General features: G+C 35.1%; 22 protein-coding genes. 20 read left to right on the top strand and 2 right to left on the bottom strand.

Annotated elements, in window-relative coordinates; translation table 11 throughout:
• Positions 1-52 precede the first annotated feature (52 nt).
• The 6 genes from ACQV2Q_RS01620 (at position 53) to ACQV2Q_RS01645 (ending at position 3583) form a co-directional block, all read left to right on the top strand.
• Complete coding sequence (locus tag ACQV2Q_RS01620) at positions 53-529, top strand: terminase gpP N-terminus-related DNA-binding protein (RefSeq protein ID WP_428873789.1); 477 nt, start codon at positions 53-55, stop codon at positions 527-529.
• A 14-nt stretch (positions 530-543) separates the two neighbouring features.
• Positions 544-1158 carry an endolytic transglycosylase MltG gene (locus ACQV2Q_RS01625; RefSeq protein WP_428873788.1) on the top strand — a complete coding sequence of 205 codons (615 nt, stop codon included), beginning with the start codon at positions 544-546 and terminating at the stop codon, positions 1156-1158.
• 89 nt (positions 1159-1247) lie between these two features.
• Positions 1248-1400 carry a 50S ribosomal protein L33 gene (gene rpmG, locus ACQV2Q_RS01630; protein ID WP_090290502.1) on the top strand — a complete coding sequence of 51 codons (153 nt, stop codon included), beginning with the start codon at positions 1248-1250 and terminating at the stop codon, positions 1398-1400.
• Between the two features lie 122 nt (positions 1401-1522).
• Complete coding sequence (locus ACQV2Q_RS01635) at positions 1523-2206, top strand: rhomboid family intramembrane serine protease (RefSeq protein WP_428875812.1); 684 nt, start codon at positions 1523-1525, stop codon at positions 2204-2206.
• A 10-nt stretch (positions 2207-2216) separates the two neighbouring features.
• Positions 2217-3185 carry an ROK family glucokinase gene (locus tag ACQV2Q_RS01640; RefSeq protein WP_428874691.1) on the top strand — a complete coding sequence of 323 codons (969 nt, stop codon included), beginning with the start codon at positions 2217-2219 and terminating at the stop codon, positions 3183-3185.
• Positions 3185-3583, top strand: coding sequence for a rhodanese-like domain-containing protein (locus ACQV2Q_RS01645; protein WP_428873785.1), 399 nt, complete (start codon positions 3185-3187; stop codon positions 3581-3583). Before ACQV2Q_RS01640 ends, ACQV2Q_RS01645 begins: the two co-directional genes overlap by 1 nt.
• A gap of 32 nt (positions 3584-3615) precedes the next feature.
• Here ACQV2Q_RS01645 and ACQV2Q_RS01650 read toward each other — a convergent pair whose 3' ends face one another.
• Positions 3616-3747, bottom strand: coding sequence for a hypothetical protein (locus tag ACQV2Q_RS01650; protein ID WP_428881723.1), 132 nt, complete (start codon positions 3745-3747; stop codon positions 3616-3618).
• A 141-nt stretch (positions 3748-3888) separates the two neighbouring features.
• Between ACQV2Q_RS01650 and gndA the strand changes: the two genes are divergently transcribed.
• The 3 genes from gndA to ACQV2Q_RS01665 are packed head-to-tail and all read left to right on the top strand — an operon-like array spanning position 3889 to position 7593.
• On the top strand, positions 3889-5334 hold the full coding sequence (gene gndA / locus ACQV2Q_RS01655; RefSeq protein ID WP_428874692.1) for an NADP-dependent phosphogluconate dehydrogenase: 1446 nt from the start codon (positions 3889-3891) through the stop codon (positions 5332-5334).
• A gap of 59 nt (positions 5335-5393) precedes the next feature.
• On the top strand, positions 5394-6095 hold the full coding sequence (locus ACQV2Q_RS01660) for a response regulator transcription factor (RefSeq protein WP_428873782.1): 702 nt from the start codon (positions 5394-5396) through the stop codon (positions 6093-6095).
• Positions 6079-7593, top strand: a complete 1515-nt coding sequence (locus ACQV2Q_RS01665) for an ATP-binding protein (RefSeq protein ID WP_428873781.1) — start codon at positions 6079-6081, stop codon at positions 7591-7593. Before ACQV2Q_RS01660 ends, ACQV2Q_RS01665 begins: the two co-directional genes overlap by 17 nt.
• Positions 7594-7639: 46 nt before the next feature.
• Here the strand turns inward: ACQV2Q_RS01665 and yidC are convergent, their stop codons facing one another.
• A complete protein-coding gene (gene yidC / locus ACQV2Q_RS01670; protein ID WP_428881725.1) occupies positions 7640-8596 on the bottom strand; it encodes a membrane protein insertase YidC in 957 nt (318 codons plus the stop codon).
• Positions 8597-8856: 260 nt separating this feature from the next.
• Here yidC and ACQV2Q_RS01675 point away from each other — a divergent pair, with 260 nt between their 5' ends.
• The 11 genes from ACQV2Q_RS01675 to ACQV2Q_RS01725 all read left to right on the top strand — a co-directional run bounded on the left by ACQV2Q_RS01675 (position 8857) and on the right by ACQV2Q_RS01725 (position 21537).
• Positions 8857-11619: a DNA translocase FtsK gene (locus ACQV2Q_RS01675; RefSeq protein WP_428881726.1), complete on the top strand. Its 2763-nt coding sequence runs from the start codon at positions 8857-8859 to the stop codon at positions 11617-11619.
• A 140-nt stretch (positions 11620-11759) separates the two neighbouring features.
• On the top strand, positions 11760-13319 hold the full coding sequence (locus ACQV2Q_RS01680) for an ABC transporter ATP-binding protein (RefSeq protein ID WP_428881727.1): 1560 nt from the start codon (positions 11760-11762) through the stop codon (positions 13317-13319).
• Positions 13319-14404 (top strand): ABC transporter permease, encoded by a 1086-nt coding sequence (locus ACQV2Q_RS01685; RefSeq protein ID WP_428873777.1) that lies wholly within the window; start codon positions 13319-13321, stop codon positions 14402-14404. The genes ACQV2Q_RS01680 and ACQV2Q_RS01685 overlap by 1 nt, the downstream gene beginning before the upstream one ends.
• The gene (locus ACQV2Q_RS01690) at positions 14404-15360 is read left to right on the top strand and encodes an ABC transporter permease (RefSeq protein ID WP_428873775.1); all 957 of its coding nucleotides are present in this window, start codon (positions 14404-14406) and stop codon (positions 15358-15360) included. Before ACQV2Q_RS01685 ends, ACQV2Q_RS01690 begins: the two co-directional genes overlap by 1 nt.
• A gap of 58 nt (positions 15361-15418) precedes the next feature.
• Positions 15419-16351, top strand: a complete 933-nt coding sequence (locus tag ACQV2Q_RS01695; protein WP_428881728.1) for a TIGR01212 family radical SAM protein — start codon at positions 15419-15421, stop codon at positions 16349-16351.
• Between the two features lie 292 nt (positions 16352-16643).
• The gene (locus tag ACQV2Q_RS01700; protein ID WP_428881730.1) at positions 16644-17495 is read left to right on the top strand and encodes a MerR family transcriptional regulator; all 852 of its coding nucleotides are present in this window, start codon (positions 16644-16646) and stop codon (positions 17493-17495) included.
• Positions 17496-17919: 424 nt separating this feature from the next.
• On the top strand, positions 17920-18192 hold the full coding sequence (locus ACQV2Q_RS01705) for an ATP-binding cassette domain-containing protein (RefSeq protein WP_428875831.1): 273 nt from the start codon (positions 17920-17922) through the stop codon (positions 18190-18192).
• A 168-nt stretch (positions 18193-18360) separates the two neighbouring features.
• Positions 18361-18741, top strand: a complete 381-nt coding sequence (locus tag ACQV2Q_RS01710) for a hypothetical protein (RefSeq protein ID WP_428881731.1) — start codon at positions 18361-18363, stop codon at positions 18739-18741.
• Between the two features lie 6 nt (positions 18742-18747).
• Positions 18748-19155 (top strand): DUF2785 domain-containing protein, encoded by a 408-nt coding sequence (locus ACQV2Q_RS01715; RefSeq protein ID WP_428881732.1) that lies wholly within the window; start codon positions 18748-18750, stop codon positions 19153-19155.
• A 565-nt stretch (positions 19156-19720) separates the two neighbouring features.
• Positions 19721-20338 carry an ATP-binding cassette domain-containing protein gene (locus ACQV2Q_RS01720; RefSeq protein WP_428881733.1) on the top strand — a complete coding sequence of 206 codons (618 nt, stop codon included), beginning with the start codon at positions 19721-19723 and terminating at the stop codon, positions 20336-20338.
• Positions 20338-21537 (top strand): hypothetical protein, encoded by a 1200-nt coding sequence (locus tag ACQV2Q_RS01725; RefSeq protein WP_428881734.1) that lies wholly within the window; start codon positions 20338-20340, stop codon positions 21535-21537. The genes ACQV2Q_RS01720 and ACQV2Q_RS01725 overlap by 1 nt, the downstream gene beginning before the upstream one ends.
• Positions 21538-22573 lie beyond the last annotated feature (1036 nt).

Here is a 22573-nt window from a genome sequence, read left to right on the forward strand (position 1 = left end):
TAAATCTTCACAAAGGTTTGCTAAACTGAGAAAAAATAGATGAGGTGAAATAATGGATATTTGGATTTTAGTACTGGCTCTATTGGTGCTGGCAATTATTGTCTTGGTGATGTCTTTGTTTACCAAAGACTCTACTGGTAATGCAAGCTTAAATAAAAAGCTTGAAGATCACGCAGAAAAAATCAGACAGTTACAACATTCGATTAATCAACTCAAGGTGGAAGATACTTCCATTGAAAGTGTTGAGGAAGAATTTATGCAGCCTTTAACAGCTCAAGATGTTTATTTTGCACCCAAAGAAGATGCTGAAGAATTTGAAGCAATTGAAGCAGTTGAAGAGCATGAAGCTCTTGAAGTTGCAGAAGAAGTGGTTCAACCGCGTGTCAATTATGATGTCAATGATCGCAATCGCGAAGACATCATTCGTTACTATTCACAAGGTTATACCTTAAAAGAAATTGAAGATGAGGTTGATGAAGAGCTCGTAACCATTCAATACGTGATCGATGAATATATTGAAAACCGCTAGTTAGGAGGTTTAATATGAAAAAAGAAAAATTAAGATCATTAGGGGTGGGGCTTCTAATTGCCAGTTTACTAACGGCTGTTTATGCTACCTTTGTTCAAGGGTATGTGCCAATCGAGGGAGTGACCTTACCTAGCTTACTTGATGGGCAAGAAACCAGGCAATTAAAAGACAAGGTTAAAGAAAGTGAAGCCAGTTTAGAAAAACTAACAGGCGATAATGAAAACTTAAAAAAACAATTAGAAAAAGTGACCACCGATAACGAATCCTTAACAGAAAAGGTTGCTAAACAAAGAGAATCAATTGATTATTTAGAGTCACTGAGAGATGAGAGTGATAATACTGAAGAACAAGATGAATCCATAGATTCTAATGATGAAACTGCAAGTGAAGATAATAACCAAGCTTCTGCTGAAGGAGCCTTTGTAATTCGTCAAGGAGAGAATGCTAGTCAGATTTCTCAGCGATTAGAAACAGAAGGATATATTACCTCCGCTCAAGAGTTTCAAAACCTTATCGAACAATGGCAATTATCTTCATTAATTCAAACAGGCGAATATCAATTGAACTCTGATATGACCATTCATGAAATTGCTAGCCAGTTAACTCATGGAGCTTATTATTATCAATAAAAAACCATAGCTAAATTTTAGAAACAATGGTATAATCTTATAGTGCTGTTCTTGGAAGAGTAAATATTTTTTAGTTTGGAGGGAAAATCATGCGCGTAAACATCAATTTAGAATGTACTGAATGCGGTGAACGTAATTACTTAACTAATAAAAACAAACGTAACAATCCTGATCGTCTGGAAGTTAAAAAGTACTGCCCAAGAGATCGTAAGGTAACATTACACCGTGAAGTTAAAAAATAATTTTTATGAAAGTCTGGGCCATTAATGACCTAGACTTTTTATTTTTAACTGAATTAGGCTCAATAGGAAAAAATAGCTACTTAGTGTATAATGGACTTCAAATTATTAAAGGAGTTTCAAATATGAAAAAGAGACGTATTTTAGCCTTACCCTTCGTTACTTATTCCTTAGTAGCGATCAACTTAATGGTCTTCATTTATATGTTAATAAGATTTCAAACAACAACATCCTTAGAGGCTTTAATAAAAACGGGAGCGAAGTCCAATGAATTAATTCTTTATGGTGGAGAATGGTGGCGATTAATTACACCAAGCTTTATACATATTGGTTTTGAACACTTGCTTTTTAATAACCTTTCTCTTTATTTTATAGGGCAAGACTTAGAAAAAATTCTTGGACACGGACGCTTTTTAATAATTTATTTACTTGCTAGTTTTGGGGGCAATGTATTTTCTTTTGCCTTTAATGACAATGTTTCAGCAGGTGCTTCGACAGGTATTTTCGGCTTGTTTCTAGCTTATATTGTCTTAGCGAAAATGTATCCCAATATGATTGTTTTAAGGCAAAGAGCCATTAATTTTTCACTGTTAATTATTTTGAATGTCATTACTGGTTTTTCTTCTCAAGGGATTGATCAGTGGGGACATTTTGGTGGAGCGGTATACGGTGGTATGACGACCTTAGTCTTAGGTCTAGGTCACCGATTGCATGCCAGTGTTGATAAGAAGATAAGATCAGGGGTTTTTTGGGGAATATTTATTTTGACTGCTCTCTTAATTATGGGTAAAATTTTTAACTATCGCTAGGAGGCTGTATATGAAAAAGATTATCGGCATCGATTTGGGTGGAACGAGTGTTAAAATGGCCATTATTTCACAAAAAGGTCAAATTATTGAAAAATGGTCAATACCAACCATGACTCAAAATAAAGGTCAAAAAATTGTTCCTTCGATTATTGAATCTATTCAAAACAAATTAGAAGAAAGACAAGAAGTAGCAGAAGATTACCTAGGCATTGGAATGGGTAGTCCAGGCACTATTTTAGAAGATGGTTCAGTTAAGGGAGCCTATAATTTAAATTGGGTACACCCTCATCCCGTTAAAAGCCAATTTGAAAGAGCAATCAACCTTCCCTTTATGATCATTAATGATGCTAATTCAGCTGCTCTTGGTGAACTCTGGCAAGGAGCAGGCAAGGGTTGCAGTGATTTAGCAATGTTAACTTTAGGAACAGGAGTTGGAGGAGGAATTATCTGCCAAAATCGTTTGATTAAAGGGGCCTCGGGTTCAGCGGGAGAAATTGGCCATATAACAGTGGACTTTACCGATCGTTTTCCTTGTTCATGTGGTAAAAAGGGATGCTTAGAAGCGATTGCTTCAGCCAAAGGTCTCAATAACTTGGGTCAACTTCTTGCTAAAGATTATCAAGGCCAATCTTCTTTGTACCAAATGTTCCAAGCTAGCCAAGTGGTTGAAGCTGAGGATTTAATGGTAGCAGTAAAAGCTAATGATGACTTTGCTCTGGAAATTTTTGAAAACTTTTCAAAATACATAGGCTTAGCTTGTTCATACTTAGCAAACATTCTCAATCCGCAACAGATTGTTATCGGAGGGGGTATCTCCAAGGCTGGAGACTCCCTTAAGGAATCCATTGAAAAACAATATCAAAAATTTGTTTTTCAACCTATCAAAGATCAAACACAAATAAGCTTAGCTGAATTAGGCAATGACGCCGGAATTTTAGGAGCAGCTTATTTAATTTTAGTAAAAGAAAGTAGGAAATAATGATGAGTATATTTGAACTGTTTTTGTGGATAATTGTAACTGTTCTTTTAGTTTATGGTATTTTCTGGGTAAGCCTTTGGATAATGCGCAAACGATCAGCCCAATTGGTCGCTAGTGGAGAATTAAATGAAATTATTCGCAAAGTCCAAGTGGTTGATGTTCGTGAAGCGGGAGAATTTGATGCACGTCATATTTTAGGAGCTAGAAGTATTCCAATGTCGCAATTTAAAATGCGTTTTAGTGAAATTCGAAAAGATATTCCTGTTTATTTAGTGGATGATAATTATTTTTTAAGTTCAAGAGCTGCTAATATATTAAGAAAGAATGGATATGACCAAGTCTTTATTCTAAAGGGTGGAATGGAAAAATGGTTTGGGAAAACCAAATCGAATCAATAAAAAATGAAGTGGCAGAATCCACTTCATTCCTATTATCCTTTATAATTAAAAAAAGAAATTACGAGACTAAAAATGACACCAGCTAACATGGTAATCACCATAATAATCGAAAAGATTTTTATACGTCGATCGTATTTACTTTTCTTTTTTTTGTTGGCTTTCATTGGCTGGAACCTCCTATCCATTGATAAAAATAGTGTAACGCAAACGCCTATAAAATGCAATTTGTCTTTATTAAGTTAACTTTAATTCAAGTTAAAAGTTTGTTAGAATGAGATAATCATGAAAGTGAAGGAGATAATTAGATGACATTAGCTCAAATTGGTGTAGTTGGAATGGCTGTAATGGGAAAGAATTTAGCGTTAAATATTGAAAGTAGAGGTTATCGTGTAGCAATTTATAATCGCTCACAGTCTAAAACAGAAGCAGCCATAAACGAAAATAAAGATAAAAATTTAGTAGCTAGCTATGACTTGGAATCCTTTGTTCAATCAATTGAAAAGCCTCGTCGTATCTTGTTAATGGTAAAAGCAGGTCAAGCGACTGATTCTACAATCCAATCACTTTTACCTCTTTTAGACCAAGGAGATATTTTAATCGATGGAGGGAATACCTTCTTTAAAGATACTATGAGAAGAGCAGAAACTTTAGCTGACTCTGGCATACATTTTATTGGGATGGGAGTTTCTGGTGGGGAAGAAGGTGCCTTACATGGTCCTGCCTTAATGCCTGGTGGACCAAAAGAAGCCTATGAATTAGTTGAGCCTATCTTAAAAGAAATTGCGGCAAAAGCACCAGCTGATCAAGAACCCTGTGTAGCTTATATGGGAGCAAATGGTGCCGGTCATTATGTTAAAATGGTTCATAATGGTATTGAGTATGGTGATATGCAATTAATTGCCGAATCCTATGCAATCATGGATAAATTATTAGGAATGTCTGCAGATGAGATTGCTCAAGTCTTTGAGGAATGGAACCAAGGAGAATTAAATTCCTATCTAATCGAGATCACCGCCAAGATTCTTAAGGAAAAAGACCCTGAAAGCAAGCGACCAATGGTTGAAATGATTATTGATAAAGCTGGTAATAAAGGGACTGGAAAATGGACCTCGCAATCAGCTTTAGACTTAGGCGTTCCCTTACCTACAATTACAGAATCGGTTTATGCGCGCTTTATCTCTGCTTTAAAAGAAGAACGTGTTAAGGCTTCTCAAATTATTCAAGGACCTTCGCATGATACTTCTAGCTTCCAAAAGGATCGTAAACAGTGGATAGAGAAAATTCGTCAGGCACTTTATTTTTCAAAAATTATGTCCTATGCTCAAGGGTTTGCAGAATATCGCAGCGCTTCCGAAGAATATCAATGGGATTTAAATTATAGCCAAATTGCCCGTGTCTTCCGTGCAGGGTGTATTATTCGTGCGCGCTTTTTGCAAGATATTTCTGATGCTTTTGATCGTAATAGAGAATTAGATAACCTTTTATTAGATAATTTCTTCACTCAAATCACTAATCAGTATCAATCAAGTGTTCGCGAAATTGTTTCTTTATCAGTTCAAGCGGGTGTTGCTGTTCCTGGATTTTCAAGCGCAATTGCTTATTATGACTCGTATCGTAGTGAAGTACTTCCAGCTAATTTAATTCAAGCACAGCGTGATTATTTCGGAGCGCATACTTATGAACGTGTGGATAAAGTTGGCAGCTACCATTTCATTTGGGATGAATCGCGTGAAGAAAGAGTAGACCAATAGTCTAAGACCTTAATAAACGTTAATTGGTTAGTAAGTTAAGTCTATAGGAGGAAGTTCGCATGGTAAAAAATGTAAATCAACGTGTCTTAATTGTTGAAGATGAGAAGAACTTAGCTCGCTTTGTTGAGCTTGAGCTTCAACATGAAGGCTATGAAACAGCTATCTGTTATGATGGGCGCAGTGGTTTGGAAAAGGCCTTAGAAGAAAAGTGGGATGTTATTTTACTTGACCTAATGTTACCTGAATTAAATGGGTTGGAAGTTGTACGCCGTATTCGTCCAGTTAAAGATGTACCTATTATTATTATGACGGCTAGAGATTCTGTCATTGATCGTGTTTCAGGTCTTGACCAAGGAGCAGACGACTACATCGTTAAACCATTTGCCATTGAAGAATTATTAGCCAGACTCAGAGCACTTTTCCGTCGAATCGAGACTGAAGATGAATCAAGAACTCAAAATCAACCTTATCTAAAATTTAGGGACTTAGTGGTTGAAAAATCAAGCCGTATGGTGAAAAGACAAGGTGAGTTAATTGATTTAACTAAAAGAGAATACGAATTATTAGTCTTTTTAATGGAAAATATCAATATGGTTATGCCACGAGATGTCTTATTAGAACAAGTATGGGGCTATAAATCCGAGGTTGAAACTAATGTGGTGGATGTTTATATCCGTTATTTGAGAAATAAAATCGATATTCCAGGAGAAGAATCTTATATTCAAACGGTTCGTGGTACAGGCTATGTCATCAGAAACTAAATCATCTTCTGTCTTTACTTTTAAGAAAGACCAACCCCTTTCGCTTAAATGGAAATGGGGTATTTTCTTATCCTTAGCAATGATTATGCTGTCATTTATTTCACTTTTAATCTATCGCCAGTTAACGATTCAAATGTACGATGAACAATCAAAGGAAAGTCATCAGATGCAATTTGAATTTTTAATTAAGGGGCTATCCGACCAAGATCAGCCTTTCCAAGCTCAACAATTCCTTGACCAAAATGAACAAGATAGTGAGACAAAAGTTAAGTTTTTAATAGATCACTATTCTAACGACCAAACTATCATTCGCCTATATAGTCCCGAACAAAAGTTATTAAATGAAAGTCAGCATTTTCAATATCCTATTGGATCATCTAGTAAAGAGCTTGAAAGGCAAAATATAAAAGGAAAGAATTATCTAATCGGCTCTAGTCGGATTTCGAGTCGTATTAATCAAGAATTATTAGGCATTGTTCAATATATTGTTCTACCTGAGGCAAAAGTAGCGTATGTTCAAAAGTTAAATTATTTTTTGATTCGTTGTTTTCTAATAACGACTTTGATTTCAATATTATGTGGCTTTTTAATCGCTCATTATTTTTTAAGGCCCTTAACTTATGTTATTAACACTTTAGATTTATTAGAAGGAGATACTCTCTCTCAGGTTCGTGTTGTTCGACCGCGAACCAATGATGAGTGGAGCGATTTAAGTTTACATGTTAATAAACTGCTCGATAAGATTGAGCTTTATGTAAAGGGTCAAAAACAGTTTGTGGAAGATGTTTCGCACGAATTAAGAACGCCGGTAGCGATTGTTGAAGGACATTTAAAGATGCTAAATCGCTGGGGTAAGGAAGATCAGCAGGTTTTAGATGAATCTATTTCTGCTTCGCTGCAAGAAATTACACGAATGAAGGAATTAGTCCAAGAAATGTTAGACCTTTCAAGAGCAGACCATGTAGACGTGGATTACAAAGACGAAGTAACCGAAATCACCACTGCAGCTTCTCTAGTCCACCATAATTTTGAAATTTTATATCCAAACTTTCATTTTTATTTAGATAATGAGAAAAGTAAAAAAGTTTATGTCAATATTTATCATCATCACTTTGAACAGATCTTAGTAATATTACTTGATAACGCTGTGAAATATTCGACAGATCGTCCGGAGATACATATTTCAGTCAGTCAAACCATGAATAAGGTTGAAATTGCTGTCCAAGATTTTGGAGAAGGAATGACAGCAGAAGATAAAGAGCGTGTTTTTTCAAGGTTTTACCGAGTGGATAAAGCACGAGCGCGTGCCAAAGGAGGTAATGGCTTAGGGTTAAGTATCGCTAAACAATTAGTAGAAGGCTACCACGGAAAAATTCGGGTGGAGTCTGTCTATCAAAGAGGATCGATCTTCTATGTTGAGTTTCCGATTTTAACGGACCAACACTTAATTTATAAAAGTGAAAGGATTGCCAAAGAACTTGCTAAAGAAGAAAAATAAAACGAGCCTCAGCACAATAATGTGGTGAGGCTCATTTTATGTAGATTTATTTATTCTTTCTTTGCTTTCCAGCATTTCTAGCTTTTGGATTTTTAACCGGCACAATACGGTCAGCATTTACTTTTTCTAATTGTTTTTTCGTTTGTCTCGCTTTTTTCTGTCGCTTTACTCGCGGCATATTTTGATACTTTTTGACTTTTTCATCAATATCTTTTTGAATTTTTGGTCGTGCAACCTGATTCATATAGAATTGTTGAGCTAAAGTGAAAAGAGAACCAGTGAAGAAATATAGTCCGATTCCCGCGTTAGAAATATAAGTGAAATAACCTAACATAATTGGGTTCATATACATCATTGATTGTTGCATTTGATTGGCTTGAGGATTATCGGAAACGGGTGTAGCTGTTCCTTTTTGCATTAACCAACTAGATAAGAAGGTAGTTGCTGCAACTAAACCAACTAATAGTAAACTCTTTCCACCCAAGTGAATACCTAAGAAAGAGGAGTCTGCAATTTTATCGGATGTACGAACCGCTGTATAAACAGCTGAAATAATTGGCATTTGAATTAATAATGGTAAACAGCCAGAAACGTTCGATAACATGTTAATGTCATATTTTCCGTAAACTTGCATTAACTCTTGTTGCAGAGCAGCTTTTTCTTGTGGATTATCTGTTCCTTTCATTTCTTCTTGAATTTCTGCAATTTCAGGTTGGGCATATTTCATTTTAGCTGAGCTTTCCATTGATGATTTAGTCATCTTATAAGTCGATGGAAGCATAAACAAACGAGTGATTAGGGTAACTATCATGATTGCAATCCCATAAGAACCGCCAAAAATATCTGCTAAAAAGTCTAAGAAGTTAGCAGTTGGTACTCCTAAATATTCATAGATAGGTCCAGTTGGGTTACCCGATGCATCATAGCGAATACAGCCTGTTGCTATCAATGAAACCATCGAGATAAGAAAAATTAACTTCCAATATTTTTTTATAAATTTCATTTTTCACGCTCCATCTAATTGATATAATTAACGATATATTATTTTGTGTTATTTTACAACAAATACAATGACTTGATACATTCTAAGCTAAAATTTGTGGTTTATCAAGTTAGTAATCATATAAAAGAGCATTTCTAGAAGTTGAATTTTAATTAGTATAAGCCTTTAATAAACTTAGAAATACGATAATTTGTTCGATATCATTTATCATAAATGATATAATAACCCATGCACGAGAGTTCTGAAAGGATGTGATGTGAATGGCTCAAAAGAAAAAACAATCCAAGCGTCAGAGTCAATCACCCAATCAAATGAAGTACCAATCAATCTACTTATTTTTAGGTATATTAATTACTTTCTTAAGTTTAGTCGCTATTTTCAATTGGGGCATTATGGGTTTAATGCTAACTAATGGTTTTCGTTTAATGGTAGGTGAAAGTTACGGACTTCTCTTATATACCAGTTTATTCTTAGGTTCCATGATGATGCTAAAAGGAAGAGTAATTAATGTACCTTTGAGACCACTCTTAGGTGGTTTTTTAATTATAATCGCATTAGCAGGGTCTTTACACTTTATTGAGTATTACGATTACTTACAAAATAATACTCAGCAGTCGGCGTTTGAGCATGCATTTCGAATCTACCGTAAGGAATTATTATCTCAACAAAGTATTTCTAGCTTAGGGGGTGGATTGGTCGGAGCAGGTCTTTATGTCAGTATCGGATATTTATTTGGTAAATGGGGATCTTATCTCTTCTTCTTTGTTAGTTTCTTTATCGGCTTAATTTTTCTTTTAGATCGCCCTTTAATTAGCGGTTGGCAAGCCATTCAGCAATTATTTAGCCAAATGACTAATCTTTTTAAAGAACTTTTTCCTGATTTTTCAGAACTTAAAGAGGTTTACCAAGATAAAGGTGATGATCTTAACGATGAACGAAGCATCATCGCTGCTAGTCCATTGGAAGAAAATCCTGATGAGGTTATGAATATTGAAGGCAACGAACTTAATGAATCAAAGCAAGAAAAGCAAAATGTATTTACAACACTATTTAGTCGTTTCTATTCCTTCTTTATGAAAACAGAAGAAACACAAAGTCTTCCTCCAAAGGATGTTTCATTTAACAATCGAACAGCTTATATGCCAACCTTCGAAAGAGAAGACCAACCCGCTTTTAACCCCACCACAGAATATGAATTTAAGCCTTATCGTCAAGAAGATTATCAGCAAAAATCTTTAAACTCCAAACGTTTATCCCAAGAAGAAGGACGTGTCTTGGATTTAGACTTCTTTGATCAGATGCACGATCAAGAAATAGCGTATTCTCAAGCTGATAGTCAATCGATTGATTCAATGACAAAAGAGCAGCTGAATCCTTTACCAACGAAGGAAGTAGAAAGCCTAGAAGAAATTGAAACAGCCATAGCACAAGACGAAATGGCTGATGAGGCACTTTCTAAACAAACGCCTAATAAAGCAGATGTCTTAGCTACTGCTAGTCATTGGCAAGACGCTAGTAATCAAAGGCAAGCTCTAACTGACGATGACTTAGATCAGGTTTTAAGTAAGGAAGAACTACAAAAGCAAACCAAAACCAAACAAAAGAAATCTAAAACCTATCAATTCCCTGGGAAAAAGCTACTAAAAAAATTACCAGTAGTCGACCAGTCGGAAGAATATCAACGTATTAATGACAATATAAAAAAATTAGAATTGACTTTTGAAAGTTTTGGGGTCGATGCCAAGATAGTGAAGGCCAATTTGGGTCCTTCAGTCACTAAATATGAAATTGAACCTGCTGTGGGAGTTAAGGTAAGTAAGATTGTGTCCTTATCTGATGACATTGCTTTGGCACTAGCAGCACGTGATATTCGAATGGAAGCCCCTATACCCGGCAAATCGCTAATAGGAATTGAAGTTCCAAATACGCAAGTCAGCCCAGTCGCCTTTAGTGAAATTGTCGATGCGGGCTTGGAATCTGATAAACTCTTAGAAGTGCCTTTAGGACGAGATATTTCAGGTTCAGTTTGTCTGGCTGACTTAACCAAGATGCCCCATTTATTAATTGCTGGAGCAACAGGTTCAGGTAAGTCGGTTGGTGTGAATGTAATTATTTGTTCTATTTTAATGAAGGCAAAACCTGAAGACATTAAATTTTTAATGATTGACCCGAAAAAGGTCGAATTAACCCTCTACAACGACTTACCCCACCAGTTATCACCGGTGGTTACCAATCCACGCAAGGCAGCTAGAGCTTTAAATAATGTGGTAGAAGAAATGGAAAGACGCTATGAACTATTTGCTACAAGCGGGGTGAGAAATATTGATGGCTATAACGAACAAGTGGAGAGTTGGAACAAAGAAGAAGGAACTGGCTACGAGAAATTACCGAAGATAGTCGTTATCATTGATGAGTTAGCAGACCTCATGATGGTGGCCTCTAATGATGTTGAAAATGCCATTATCCGTTTAGCTCAAATGGCGAGGGCAGCCGGTATCCATATGATTATAGCGACGCAAAGACCTTCGGTTGATGTTATTACTGGAATTATTAAGGCCAATATTCCTTCTCGTTTAGCCTTTGCTGTTTCTTCTGGAACAGATTCACGCACAATTCTAGATTCGGTCGGTGCTGAGAAATTACTGGGTCGTGGTGACATGCTCTTCCAACCCATGGGCAAGAATAAACCGATCCGAGTTCAAGGAGCTTATATATCTGATGAAGAGGTAGAGCGCATTACTGACTTCATCAAGCAACAAAGACAAGCCGATTATGATGAAAATATTGTCGTCAGTGAAGAGAGTGTCTTAAACTCAGAAGCCTCTGATGATGAATATTATCTTGAAGCAGTGGAGTTGATTAAGGAACAGGATACTATCTCTATTTCACAACTCCAACGCAAATTTAGAATTGGTTATAATCGTGCAGCCCGTATGATTGATGACCTAGAAGCACAAGGTTTAGTTTCCGCACAAGATGGGAGTAAGCCAAGGCAAGTCTTAATTGAATCAAATGAAGATTAATTTTTAGACCAAGGATGATTAAAATAGTTTTAAAAAAACATGGTCTATTAAAATAAATTTGTTACTGAAATTTATGCTATTATCCGATATAATATGAGGGACTATGAACATTAGCAATGGAGAAAGGAGTTTCGATCAACATGGATCATGCTGTTATCGAAATGCGAGATATTTCCAAGAAGTTTGGCGATTTTTTTGCAAATAAAAAGATTAATTTAGAACTTAAAAAAGGAGAAATTCATGCCTTACTTGGTGAGAACGGGGCAGGCAAATCAACTTTAATGAATATCTTATCCGGTTTACTAGAACCTAGCTCCGGTCAGATTTATATGAACGGTAAGGCTGTGACAATCGGATCTCCAAAAAGAGCAGTCGAGTTAGGAATCGGCATGGTGCACCAGCATTTTATGTTGATTCAAGCTTTCACCGTAGTTGAAAACATTATTCTAGGTGAAGAACCGACCAAGGGACTGGTGGTGGATAAGGCTCAAGCACGCGAAAAAATTGTTGAGCTTTCTAAAAAATATGGTTTGTCAGTAGACCCTGATGCTAAGATTGAAGATATTTCAGTGGGTATGCAACAACGAGTGGAAATTCTAAAGACCCTTTACCGTGGTGCAGATATTTTAATTTTTGATGAGCCGACGGCTTCTTTAACACCGCAAGAGATTGACGAGCTAATGGAAACAATGCATAAATTGTCTAATGAAGGCAAGTCTATAATTATTATTACGCACAAGTTAAAAGAGATTAAGCAAGTGGCTGACCGTTGTACTGTTATTCGCCGAGGAGAGTCAATTCAAACCGTTGATGTGGCTGAAACTTCAACGGTGGATTTAGCGAATATGATGGTAGGAAGAAACGTTAACTTTAAAACCGAAAAGAAATTAGCACACCCGACCGATGTAGCTTTGTCAGTTCAAAATATCCATATTGAAGATCATCGAGGCATCGTAGCTGTAGACAAGCTCTCATTTGAAGTGAAACACGGTGAAATTGTTGGGATTGCAGGGATAGATGGTAATGGGCAATCTGAATTAGTTCTGTCCATCACTGGTTTAATCCCACCTAACTCAGGTGAGATTTACTTAAATGGTGAGAATATTACCCACTATACAACGCGTCAAATTGCGCAAAAAGGTCTGGCTCATATTCCTGAAGACCGTCACAAATACGGTTTAATTCTCGATCGAAAATTAGAAGACAATATTGTATTGAAAGATTATTATCATTCGCCCTTTTCAAAGTCTAATTTCTTGAACTTTAAAGAAATAGAAAAGCGGGCAAAAGAACTAATTAAAAAATATGATGTCCGAACGGTCTCCGAAAAGGTCAATGCCCGTTCGCTTTCAGGAGGAAATCAACAAAAAGCGATTATTGCGCGTGAATTGGAGATGCATCCCGATATTTTAATTGCAGCGAATCCTACACGTGGGTTGGATGTAGGGGCTATTGAATTTGTTCACCAAGCATTAATCAATGAACGTGATAAAAACAAGGCAGTTCTGCTAATGAGTTTTGAGTTGGATGAAATAATGAACTTATCTGACCGTATATTAGTTATGTTTGATGGTAAGATTGTAGCCGATATCCCGGCTGCTGAAACTAATGAAGAAGAATTAGGTTTATTAATGGCCGGGACGCCTTTTGAAGAAGTAATGGCTAATCGTAATAAGAAAGAAGGGAGTGAAGGTAACTAATGTCAAGATTAACTAAAATATTTACTTCCGTAGCCTCGGTCATTATTGGTTTGGTTTTTGGAGCCCTTTTAATGTTGGCCTTTGGTTATGATCCAGTGACAGGTTACAAATTTTTAATTACAGGAGCTTTTGGTAATCCGTTTTCCATCGGTCAAACCTTCCGAGCAGCAGCTCCTTTAATTTTTACTGGACTGGGTTTTGCGGTGGCTTATACGGCTGGATCGTTTAATATTGGTCTTTCGGGTCAAGCCCTATGGGGTTGGTTTGTATCCGTAGGGGTGGCCTTGATGATGCCCGAATCACCTGCTTGGCTAGTCATTCCTTTGGCTATTATCGCCGGAGCATTAGCCGGAGCCTTGTGGGCAGCTATCGCCGGCGTTTTAAAAGCCTATTTTGGCACCAGCGAAGTCATCGTAACCATCATGTTAAATTATATCTCTATTTATTTTGTCGATTATTTAATTCGCTATGTCTTAACCGATCGAGCAGATAGAACGCCTTCAATTGGTCAAAATGCCAGCCTAAGAATGGAATGGCTCAGTCAATTAACTAAAAACTCCACCCTACATGGTGGGATTTTCCTAGCAGTGATTGCTGCGGTAATCATTGGCATCTTAATGTCACGCACGACGACTGGTTTTGAATTAACCTCAGTGGGTCTCAACCGTTATGCTTCTAAATATGCCGGAATGTCTGACAAGAAAAACATTGTGCTTGCCATGCTCATCTCTGGTGCCTTAGCTGGTTTAGGGGGCGTAATGAATGGCTTGGGTGAATTTGGATTCATTAACCTTCAAAATGGTGTGGCACCGGCTATTGGTTTTAACGGAATGGCTGTCGCTTTACTAGGAATTAATAATCCAATCGGTATTATCTTCTCAGCTATTCTCTTTGGTGCTTTAGAAACAGGGGCATCGACCATGGCGTTATTTGCTAAAATTCCTTCCGAAATCGTAGATATTGTCATGGGTATTATCATCTTCTTTATTGGAGCGAACTTTATTATTACTTATTTTAAAGATAAATTATTCCCACAAAAACAAAGTATAGCCACTAAAGCTAATTCAGAAGGAGGCGAAGTCTAATGTCAGTTAATCTGCTAACACTTATCGTTTCTTCAACCCTTGTTTATTCAGCTCCTCTAATTTTTACAGCCATTGGTGGTGTTTTTTCAGAACGTTCTGGGGTTGTTAACGTGGGGCTAGAAGGAATCATGGTTATTGGTGCCTTAGCTTCAGTTGTTTTTAACTTAAATTTTGCGGATCAATTTGGCGATCTGACCCCTTGGTTGGCCTTGATAGCAGGAGGTCTGGCAGGTATCCTCCTTTCAGCTATCCATGCATTGGCCACTGTCCATTTAAGATCTGACCATATCATTTCAGGAACCGTTATCAACTTGATCGCGCCAGCTTTGGGTGTCTTTCTAGTTAGAGTATTATTTGATGGTAAAGGTGAAACACCTTCCATTAGAGAGTCCTTTGGTTATGCGACTTTCCCCATTTTATCGGATATTCCTTTTATTGGACCAATTTTCTTTAAAGCTACTTCAGCCCCCGCTTATGCTGGTATTTTACTAGCGGGTATCGCTTGGTTCGTTTTATTCAAAACACCTTTTGGCTTAAGGTTACGCTCAGTCGGCGAACACCCTCAAGCAGCGGACACACTAGGTGTCAATGTTTATGGCATGAAGTATGCCGGTGTTTTACTTTCAGGCTTTTTTGGTGGTTTAGGTGGGGGTGTTCTAGCGAATACCATTACCTTGAACTTCTCACTTTCGACGGTTGCCGGGCAAGGGTTTATGGCGATGGCGGCCATGATTTTCGGTAAATATAATCCGCTTGGCGCAATGGGAGCGGCTATTTTCTTCGGCTTTGCCCAATCCCTAGCAGTTTTAGGGTCACGTATTCCTTATATTGAGAGTATTCCATCTGTTTACTTACAGATTGCACCTTACTTAGTGACGATTATTGTCCTGGTCGGAGTGGTTGGTCAGTCCAGAGGGCCTGCAGCTAACGGAATTACTTATGTCAAATCGAAATAAAATACTTAGACTGATCATGAATTCATCATGACAGTCTTTTTTAAATGAAAAGTTAGGAATGAAAAAGATGAATGGAAATAATAAACGTTATCAAACGTGGAATAAGCATTTAAAGGATCATTTTGGCGAAAAGGTCTTTAAAGTCTCACTGGACGGTGGCTTTACTTGTCCTAATCGTGATGGTACAGTTGCCTTTGGCGGTTGTACTTTTTGTTCGGAATCTGGTTCGGGCGACTTTGCTCAAAGTCGGTTGGATCCGCTACCTATTCAATTAGGAAAAGGGATCCAGCAAATGCACAAAAAATGGCCTAAAGTTCAAAAATACATCGCTTATTTTCAAAACTTTACCAATACGCATGCTCCCCTACATGTTTTAAAAGCGCGGTTTGAACAAGTCATTCATGAAGAGGGTGTGGCAGGCATAATGATAGCGACGCGTCCAGATTGCTTGCCTGATGATGTGGTTGAATACTTGGCAGAATTGAATCAAAAGTATTATATGTGGGTAGAATTAGGACTGCAAACTGTTCATGACCAGACCAGCGTCCATATAAATAGGGGACACGATTACCAATGCTACTTAGATGGTGTTGCCAAGTTGAGAAAACATCATATTCCTGTGTGTACCCATTTAATTAATGGTTTGCCTGGTGAAGACTACGCCATGATGATGGAGAGTTTGAAACGAGTAGTAAAAGAATCAGATATTCAAGGCTTAAAGCTTCATCTCTTGTATTTGATGGAAGGCACTAAAATGGTCCAAGATTATCAGACGGGGCGGTTAAGATTTATGACACAGGAGGAATATGTGCAATTAATCTGTGACCAATTGGAGTATGTCCCTCAGGATATTATTATTCACCGATTAACCGGCGATGCACCGCGTGAGCGATTGATTGGACCTCAATGGTCACTGAAGAAGTGGGAGGTCTTAAACGCTATTGATCATGAGCTTGAAAGAAGAGGATCCTATCAGGGGATGCGAAGTTAATCCATTAAAATAAGGCACCATGGGGTTAGATAGTGAACTTTATGGTACTTTATTTTTAAAAGATTTGATAACCAGCTTTTTGAAAAAGAACAAGAGAAAATAACCTCTTTTTATTCAAAGTATCGATCATTGCATCACTATTTTATTTCTAATAATAAAAGAATAAGGACTGAAAAAACTATCAGAATTTCTAATTAAAGAAACTCTAGATCTCTTATTTCAAATTATTAAATATCTCTTGACCTGTCCCTTAGGGGGGCTGATATATTTGATTTAAAAGGAGGTATGTACTATGTTGATGAATGAAGTGAGAGAAAAAACAGGTCTAACACGTAAAGCCATAGAATATTATGAAGAAAAAGGATTTATTAGTCCAGAAAGAGAGTCGAATAATTACAGGATTTACACTGATGAGGAGGTTGATATACTGAAGAAAATATCTATTTATCGAAAATTAGGTTGCTCAATAGAGGAAATTGAAGGTGTTTTACAAGAACCCAATAAGTCATCGTTAGCCACTATCATTCGAGATAGAGAAATAAAATCACAATTAGATAACAGAAAAGTTGAAATATTGAAACTACTCCTTGAGGGATTAGATATAAACACTGTAAAAGAACAATTGATTTTAATCGATCAACAGGAATCGATTTATTCTAAGTTAGTAAGAGCATTTCCTGGATATATTGGTCAAATTTTCTTTTTATCATACAAAGCTTTTTTAACAGATACGTTGAAAGAGGATAAGATAAAATATTATGAAGACTATATTGAATTTTTAGATACTATGCCTGACTTTGAGTTAGATGAAGATGAGAAGATAGCAATAGACCAAGCATCAAAAACCATTTCACTAACAGACATTGAAGAGGTAAATGAGGAAAAAACAAAGGCTATTTATAATGCAGACGAATGGTTAGAGGAAAACAAAGAAATGTTAGAAAGATATCAGTCTTTTAAGGAAAGTAGTGTTTATCTAAATAACCCAATATATCGTATTCAAGAAAAAATGAAGAAGCATATGCAAGATTCAGGTTATTATGAAAAAGCTATTCCTTTGATGAGAAAATTTAGTCCAGCATATAATGATTATTATGAAGAGTTATTAGCAGCAAATCAAAAGTTGATAGATAAAAACATATAAACTCAAGTAGGGTAATTATCGTAAAAGGACGATAGAAATTAAAATCTATCGTCTTTTTTGTACCAAAAATCAGAAAGGAAAGATGGATAGGATAAGAAGCCCTACTTGATAAGCAAGGTAAAAATATAATAAAACACATGGCGATTGGAAATGAATGAATCCATTCGTTTTTTTAAGACATGAAATTTAAAAAAGACATGAAGTATTTAATAGTTGGAGAAAGTGGAAAAGGAAAGTCCACTTGACTCAATATACTATTTGGTAATCTCCAACCTTTGGACGGAAAAATATTGATTGATAATAGAGAATTGTCTTATCGTCAATTAAGAGAAATCATTTTTATAATAGTCAATTTTCTAATGTTTTTTCGGTTAATTATGCTAATAATGTCACACTATTTGATAGTTTTACAATAAAAGAAGAAATTAGTTTACCTGAAAAGCACAAAAATAAAATTTTAAAGAGTGATAATTGTAGTCAACTTAGCGGTGGTCAGAAACAAATGATCAAATTGCAAAGAGCTATACTTTCTCAAATGCCTATTTTATTAATGGATGAACCATTTTCCGCGATGAATTCTGAACTCGAAATCGATCTCACTAAAAAATTAGTGCAATTAGATAAAACAATTATATTAGTCAGTCATAATACGAATCCTGATTACTTAAACCTATTTGATGAAGTTATTTATTTATAAAATGGGAAGCCGTCTTAAAGAGTTATATTTACCTAGAGTAAAATACATAAGTTTTGAGAATTGAGATTGTTTCCTTCTAAAAATTTAGTGTGTCTTTATAAAATCTAATTCATTTAAACTTTACCTCTACAAAATATAAGGAGTATAGCTTATAAAAGGAGCTCAGTAATGCAAGAACAGTTATTAGAGAAGATGAAGTTTAATTCACAAAACTATAATTTGGATGAAATAAAATGGTTAATTAATAATAGAGGTCATCCTAACTCAGAAAGTAGAGATAAATTAATCTATAGGACTTTTGTCAGAGGAATGGCAAAAGAATTATTTTCAATAGATCAAGTTAGGTATATGATTGACCAATTGTTAGAGAAAGATTTTATTTTATTTGAAATTGATAAAAAAGGGGAAGCTACTTTAAAACGGTCTTTTTCCTTATTACTTCTCTCCTTAATTGTTACATACGACAATGAAAAAGGCTCAATATACTATAAACTTTTAGAAAAAGAAGCGTTTAAAAAAATTGAAAATGATACCTTGACTTACTTTTAAAAAGAGTTGGATTTTTCGGGATATGCTGATCGTTTTGGGTGGGTTCACACCTTTGCACATGCTGCAGATCTAATGGTTGCAATCGTTAAACACCCTTTATTTAATAAAACGAATCTGGAAGCTATCTGGAAAGCGATTATGAACTACTTTAGAAAGATAGAAATAAAACCGGTGGATGATGAAGAGGACCGTCTAGCCTATATTATTAAAGAATTATTTGTTCATAACATTTTACAAGAGGATAAATTCAAAGTGTGGATTAACCGAGAAAAGTTTCCGCGAAGAAATAATAAAGAATATTACCAATGGTCGGCATTTCGTTCATTTTGTATGGCAATATATATTGAATTAGATCAGTTAGGTCTTGCTAGTGATGAACTAAAAAAATGTTTGTATGATCCTATAAACAGCTAATTAACCATTTAAACATTAAAAGGCAGAACTTATTATAATAACCGTATAGGGTCAAATTCTGCAGAATGTTTATCAAGAAGCGAGAGATACACTCTAAACTGGTGTTAGTTTTCTAACTTCAAATTATCTTTATATAAATTTTAGCATGGCGTATCGAATATGTAATGTGAACAATTTCAATCCAAATGTAAGCGCTTATTGATTATGTTTAAACTATTTGGTACAATATATGTGTTAAATTTGAAATTAACGATATTAGATGCTGAGAAGCTAGATGCAGTTTAGTTATATTTTTTAAAACCTTTAAAATTTAAAAGATTCTAAGGCATTAAACAAAAAATGCATCTTTTTTTAAAAGAAGTTTAGTATCTTAATTAGTAATAATTTCTTTTGTTGGGATTGCTCGTCCTCAAGTGGCGATCGCTGCACCTTCATTCAGAGTATTGAAGTATTACTAGTTTGATAGAAATATTTTTACTTTTACCTGTTCTAGTAAGAATTGACATTTTTATATTAATACAGCAACATGGACAAAATGTTAAATTATAATTGATAGGAGGAAATTATGCTCTCTTTAAAAAATGTATCAATTAGCACGAGGCTATCGGTATTAGAAAATGCATCCTATAATTTTTTAAATGGATTTATTTATGGAATTGTTGCTCCAAATGGGGCAGGTAAGACGACTTTATTTCGTTCCATTGCAGGGTTAAAAGAAATTAATAAAGGTGAGATTCGTTTTAATAATCAAGCCGTAAATAATCAAAGAAAAAATTTCTTTTATTTAGAAGATATTGAATGGCTGGATCAAAACTTAACTGGCATGGATTATTTAAAATTTGTTCAGTTAAAATGGGAATCTTCTTTAAATACTGAAGAGACTGTTCACTTATGTCGCATCGATAATTTTGTGAATGTGCCTATTCGAAAGTATTCCAAAGGCATGAAGCAAAGATTGATTTTTGCATTATATTTAATCAGTGACGCAGAATGTTATTTAATGGACGAAATATTGAACGGATTAGACAGTGATTCCAGAACGATGTTTTTTGAACTATTAAAGAAAAACCGAGAAAAAGATAAAATAATCATTATAACTTCCCATTACCTTGAAGATCTTAGGATCATTTGTGATTCTATCGTTTATTTGCAAGATAAACAATTGAAAGAAGGTGAAAAGTAATGATGGAAGTAATGCTCTTCATTAAGAAATTATTAAGAAGCCGTTTAAATGTTATGCCACTACTTATTCTTCTTTTGAGTATAGCTACCATCTTGTTTTTAAATTATAAATCCATTGATTATTTTTCTCTAAAAAACACTTTAATTGAAGAAAACGTTAAATTTGATAAAGATATTGCAGAAATCAATAGTTTAATTGATGGTCAAGATGAAACAAACGAGCAAATAAATTCGATTGATCAAGAGAATTTAATCAATGCGAAAGATTTAAAAGAAAATAATAAAAAGATTCTGAATGCATTGGAACAGAAGAACTATCAGGAAGCTTACACTATGATGGCTAATAAAATTTCTAACACGAGTTCAATTGTAGAAGGAAATTCAAAATTTTATGGGTCTTCGTATCAAGAAATCATGGAAGCTTTGAAACGTGATGAAAAATTTTATAACTATCTGTCAGCTCACAAATTAAAAGCTGATAATATCCAGCCAGTATTTGGAGCAACTTTTATGTTTTCTATATGGAATGAGTATATGCCCTTTCTCTTTACCTTTCTGATTGTTTTTATTCTCTCACAAATATTTGCTTCTGCTTTTCATGATAAACTAATGATCTATCGATTGATTCCAGATAATTATTTCAAAAGATTTATACGAAATACCGCTATCGGTAGTATGGTTTCTTCTACCATATTTTTCCTAACTCTTATACTCGCTTATATCCTAGCCAGTCTATTCTTTGATAAGGGCTCTTTTAATTATCCAATATTAATTTACAGTGAAAAATTAGCAGCCAGTTGGATTGCAATGAGCCGTTTAATTTCAAACGCTCTGATTCTACAGTTGGTATCAATTATTACAGTTATATCGACCATATACTTAATAGCAATGGTATTTAAGGATAAGATGCTTACAGTGTTTGTGGCTCTGATTGTTATTTTAGGAAGTATGAGTTTGTCGTATATTTTGGTTCCCTTGCAAAAAGTGGCGCATTTAATACCGTATAATTATATGCAATCTGTTGCTGTCGTGACCGGACAAATAAATAACCAAATAGAAATAAGTCATTTAAATTTTAATAGCGGTATTCTATCAAATATCTTTTGTATCTTAATAATCGTTGCGGTTATATTCATAATAGAATTTAAAAGAAGTAGCAAGCTAAGTAATTTCAAAGGAGTCAAAGATGAAAGTTTATAATCTTTCCTTATAGATTCATAAAATAGTTTAATAGGAATCAGTTAACAATGTAAGTCTTTGTCTAAAAAGATGGGAGCATTATATTAACGAGTGCTAGGATAAGGAATAATAGAAGACCTAAAACGATTGAAACCTTCCTTTAAGGAAGGTTTCAATCGTTTTAGGTCGAGGGCGTGTATGAGGGATGAGAGAAGTCAATGCTTGCTACAATAACATAAACAATGATCGGTGTTTTTAACCAACATCTGTAACAATATGTTTCAGCTTCAAAACCTTTATCTGTTTATTCAATTCCAGAAATTCATTGTAGCTGAATGGTTAAATTAAGATTTTTCTAAACATTCAATTGAGGATTATGATATAAGAACTTCTTTAGAGATTAAAGAGTTCATTTTGAAAAAAATAAAAGAAAATAAGTAATGAATACTAAAAAAGAATGAATATATTAAACTATATAATATATTTGATAGGCAATTGAAACAAAAGTCTACATTATTTTTGAACAACATTAGCCATAGATTCAATACAAAGAAGTGGTTTTCCAACGAAAAAAGGGCGGTTTGGAAATTGCGACCAATTGGCACAGCTTTTTAACAATCTATTGACGTTTCATTTCTTCAACTGTTTTTACATTAATTGTAGCAGCACATTCTTTCTGAATTATTGTACGTTTGCTAAATTATTTATTTATTTTAAGCTGTAATTGATCAACATTATTCAATTTTTCAACCCTTTTGTCGCTTCCGGTCCACCTTATTTAAGAAACGTTTAAACATTTGCTATACTCAGCATGAAAGTGTTTAATAATTTTTACTTGAAACCTTTGGTATCCACTAGTCCTAAATCATTACAACGCTGTCGCTGAAATGTTCACTCAATCGTTGAGGCTTGAAATATACGATAATAGGCGTTAAAACGATTAAACACCCATACTTTGAGTACTTCGATCTATTAATAGAAACTATAAGCCTAGGAATAGAGAATGTATTCGCTTGTTTGACGCAGAAGCAATCCAAAGAAAGCTTCTATTTTTAAT

The organism is Facklamia sp. P12950, from assembly GCF_050409465.1.
Taxonomy (GTDB): domain Bacteria; phylum Bacillota; class Bacilli; order Lactobacillales; family Aerococcaceae; genus Facklamia.

Coding starts and splice junctions, on each gene's coding strand:
- ACQV2Q_RS01675 (WP_428881726.1), top strand. CDS start 8,857: ATGGCTCAAAAGAAAAAACAATCCAAGCGTCAGAGTCAATCACCCAAT.
- ACQV2Q_RS01695 (WP_428881728.1), top strand. CDS start 15,419: ATGAAAAAGATGAATGGAAATAATAAACGTTATCAAACGTGGAATAAG.
- yidC (WP_428881725.1), bottom strand. CDS start 8,596: ATGAAATTTATAAAAAAATATTGGAAGTTAATTTTTCTTATCTCGATG.
- gndA (WP_428874692.1), top strand. CDS start 3,889: ATGACATTAGCTCAAATTGGTGTAGTTGGAATGGCTGTAATGGGAAAG.
- rpmG (WP_090290502.1), top strand. CDS start 1,248: ATGCGCGTAAACATCAATTTAGAATGTACTGAATGCGGTGAACGTAAT.
- ACQV2Q_RS01710 (WP_428881731.1), top strand. CDS start 18,361: ATGCAAGAACAGTTATTAGAGAAGATGAAGTTTAATTCACAAAACTAT.
- ACQV2Q_RS01685 (WP_428873777.1), top strand. CDS start 13,319: ATGTCAAGATTAACTAAAATATTTACTTCCGTAGCCTCGGTCATTATT.
- ACQV2Q_RS01690 (WP_428873775.1), top strand. CDS start 14,404: ATGTCAGTTAATCTGCTAACACTTATCGTTTCTTCAACCCTTGTTTAT.
- ACQV2Q_RS01725 (WP_428881734.1), top strand. CDS start 20,338: ATGATGGAAGTAATGCTCTTCATTAAGAAATTATTAAGAAGCCGTTTA.
- ACQV2Q_RS01635 (WP_428875812.1), top strand. CDS start 1,523: ATGAAAAAGAGACGTATTTTAGCCTTACCCTTCGTTACTTATTCCTTA.
- ACQV2Q_RS01650 (WP_428881723.1), bottom strand. CDS start 3,747: ATGAAAGCCAACAAAAAAAAGAAAAGTAAATACGATCGACGTATAAAA.
- ACQV2Q_RS01700 (WP_428881730.1), top strand. CDS start 16,644: ATGTTGATGAATGAAGTGAGAGAAAAAACAGGTCTAACACGTAAAGCC.
- ACQV2Q_RS01625 (WP_428873788.1), top strand. CDS start 544: ATGAAAAAAGAAAAATTAAGATCATTAGGGGTGGGGCTTCTAATTGCC.
- ACQV2Q_RS01640 (WP_428874691.1), top strand. CDS start 2,217: ATGAAAAAGATTATCGGCATCGATTTGGGTGGAACGAGTGTTAAAATG.
- ACQV2Q_RS01680 (WP_428881727.1), top strand. CDS start 11,760: ATGGATCATGCTGTTATCGAAATGCGAGATATTTCCAAGAAGTTTGGC.
- ACQV2Q_RS01645 (WP_428873785.1), top strand. CDS start 3,185: ATGATGAGTATATTTGAACTGTTTTTGTGGATAATTGTAACTGTTCTT.
- ACQV2Q_RS01660 (WP_428873782.1), top strand. CDS start 5,394: ATGGTAAAAAATGTAAATCAACGTGTCTTAATTGTTGAAGATGAGAAG.
- ACQV2Q_RS01665 (WP_428873781.1), top strand. CDS start 6,079: ATGTCATCAGAAACTAAATCATCTTCTGTCTTTACTTTTAAGAAAGAC.
- ACQV2Q_RS01620 (WP_428873789.1), top strand. CDS start 53: ATGGATATTTGGATTTTAGTACTGGCTCTATTGGTGCTGGCAATTATT.
- ACQV2Q_RS01720 (WP_428881733.1), top strand. CDS start 19,721: ATGCTCTCTTTAAAAAATGTATCAATTAGCACGAGGCTATCGGTATTA.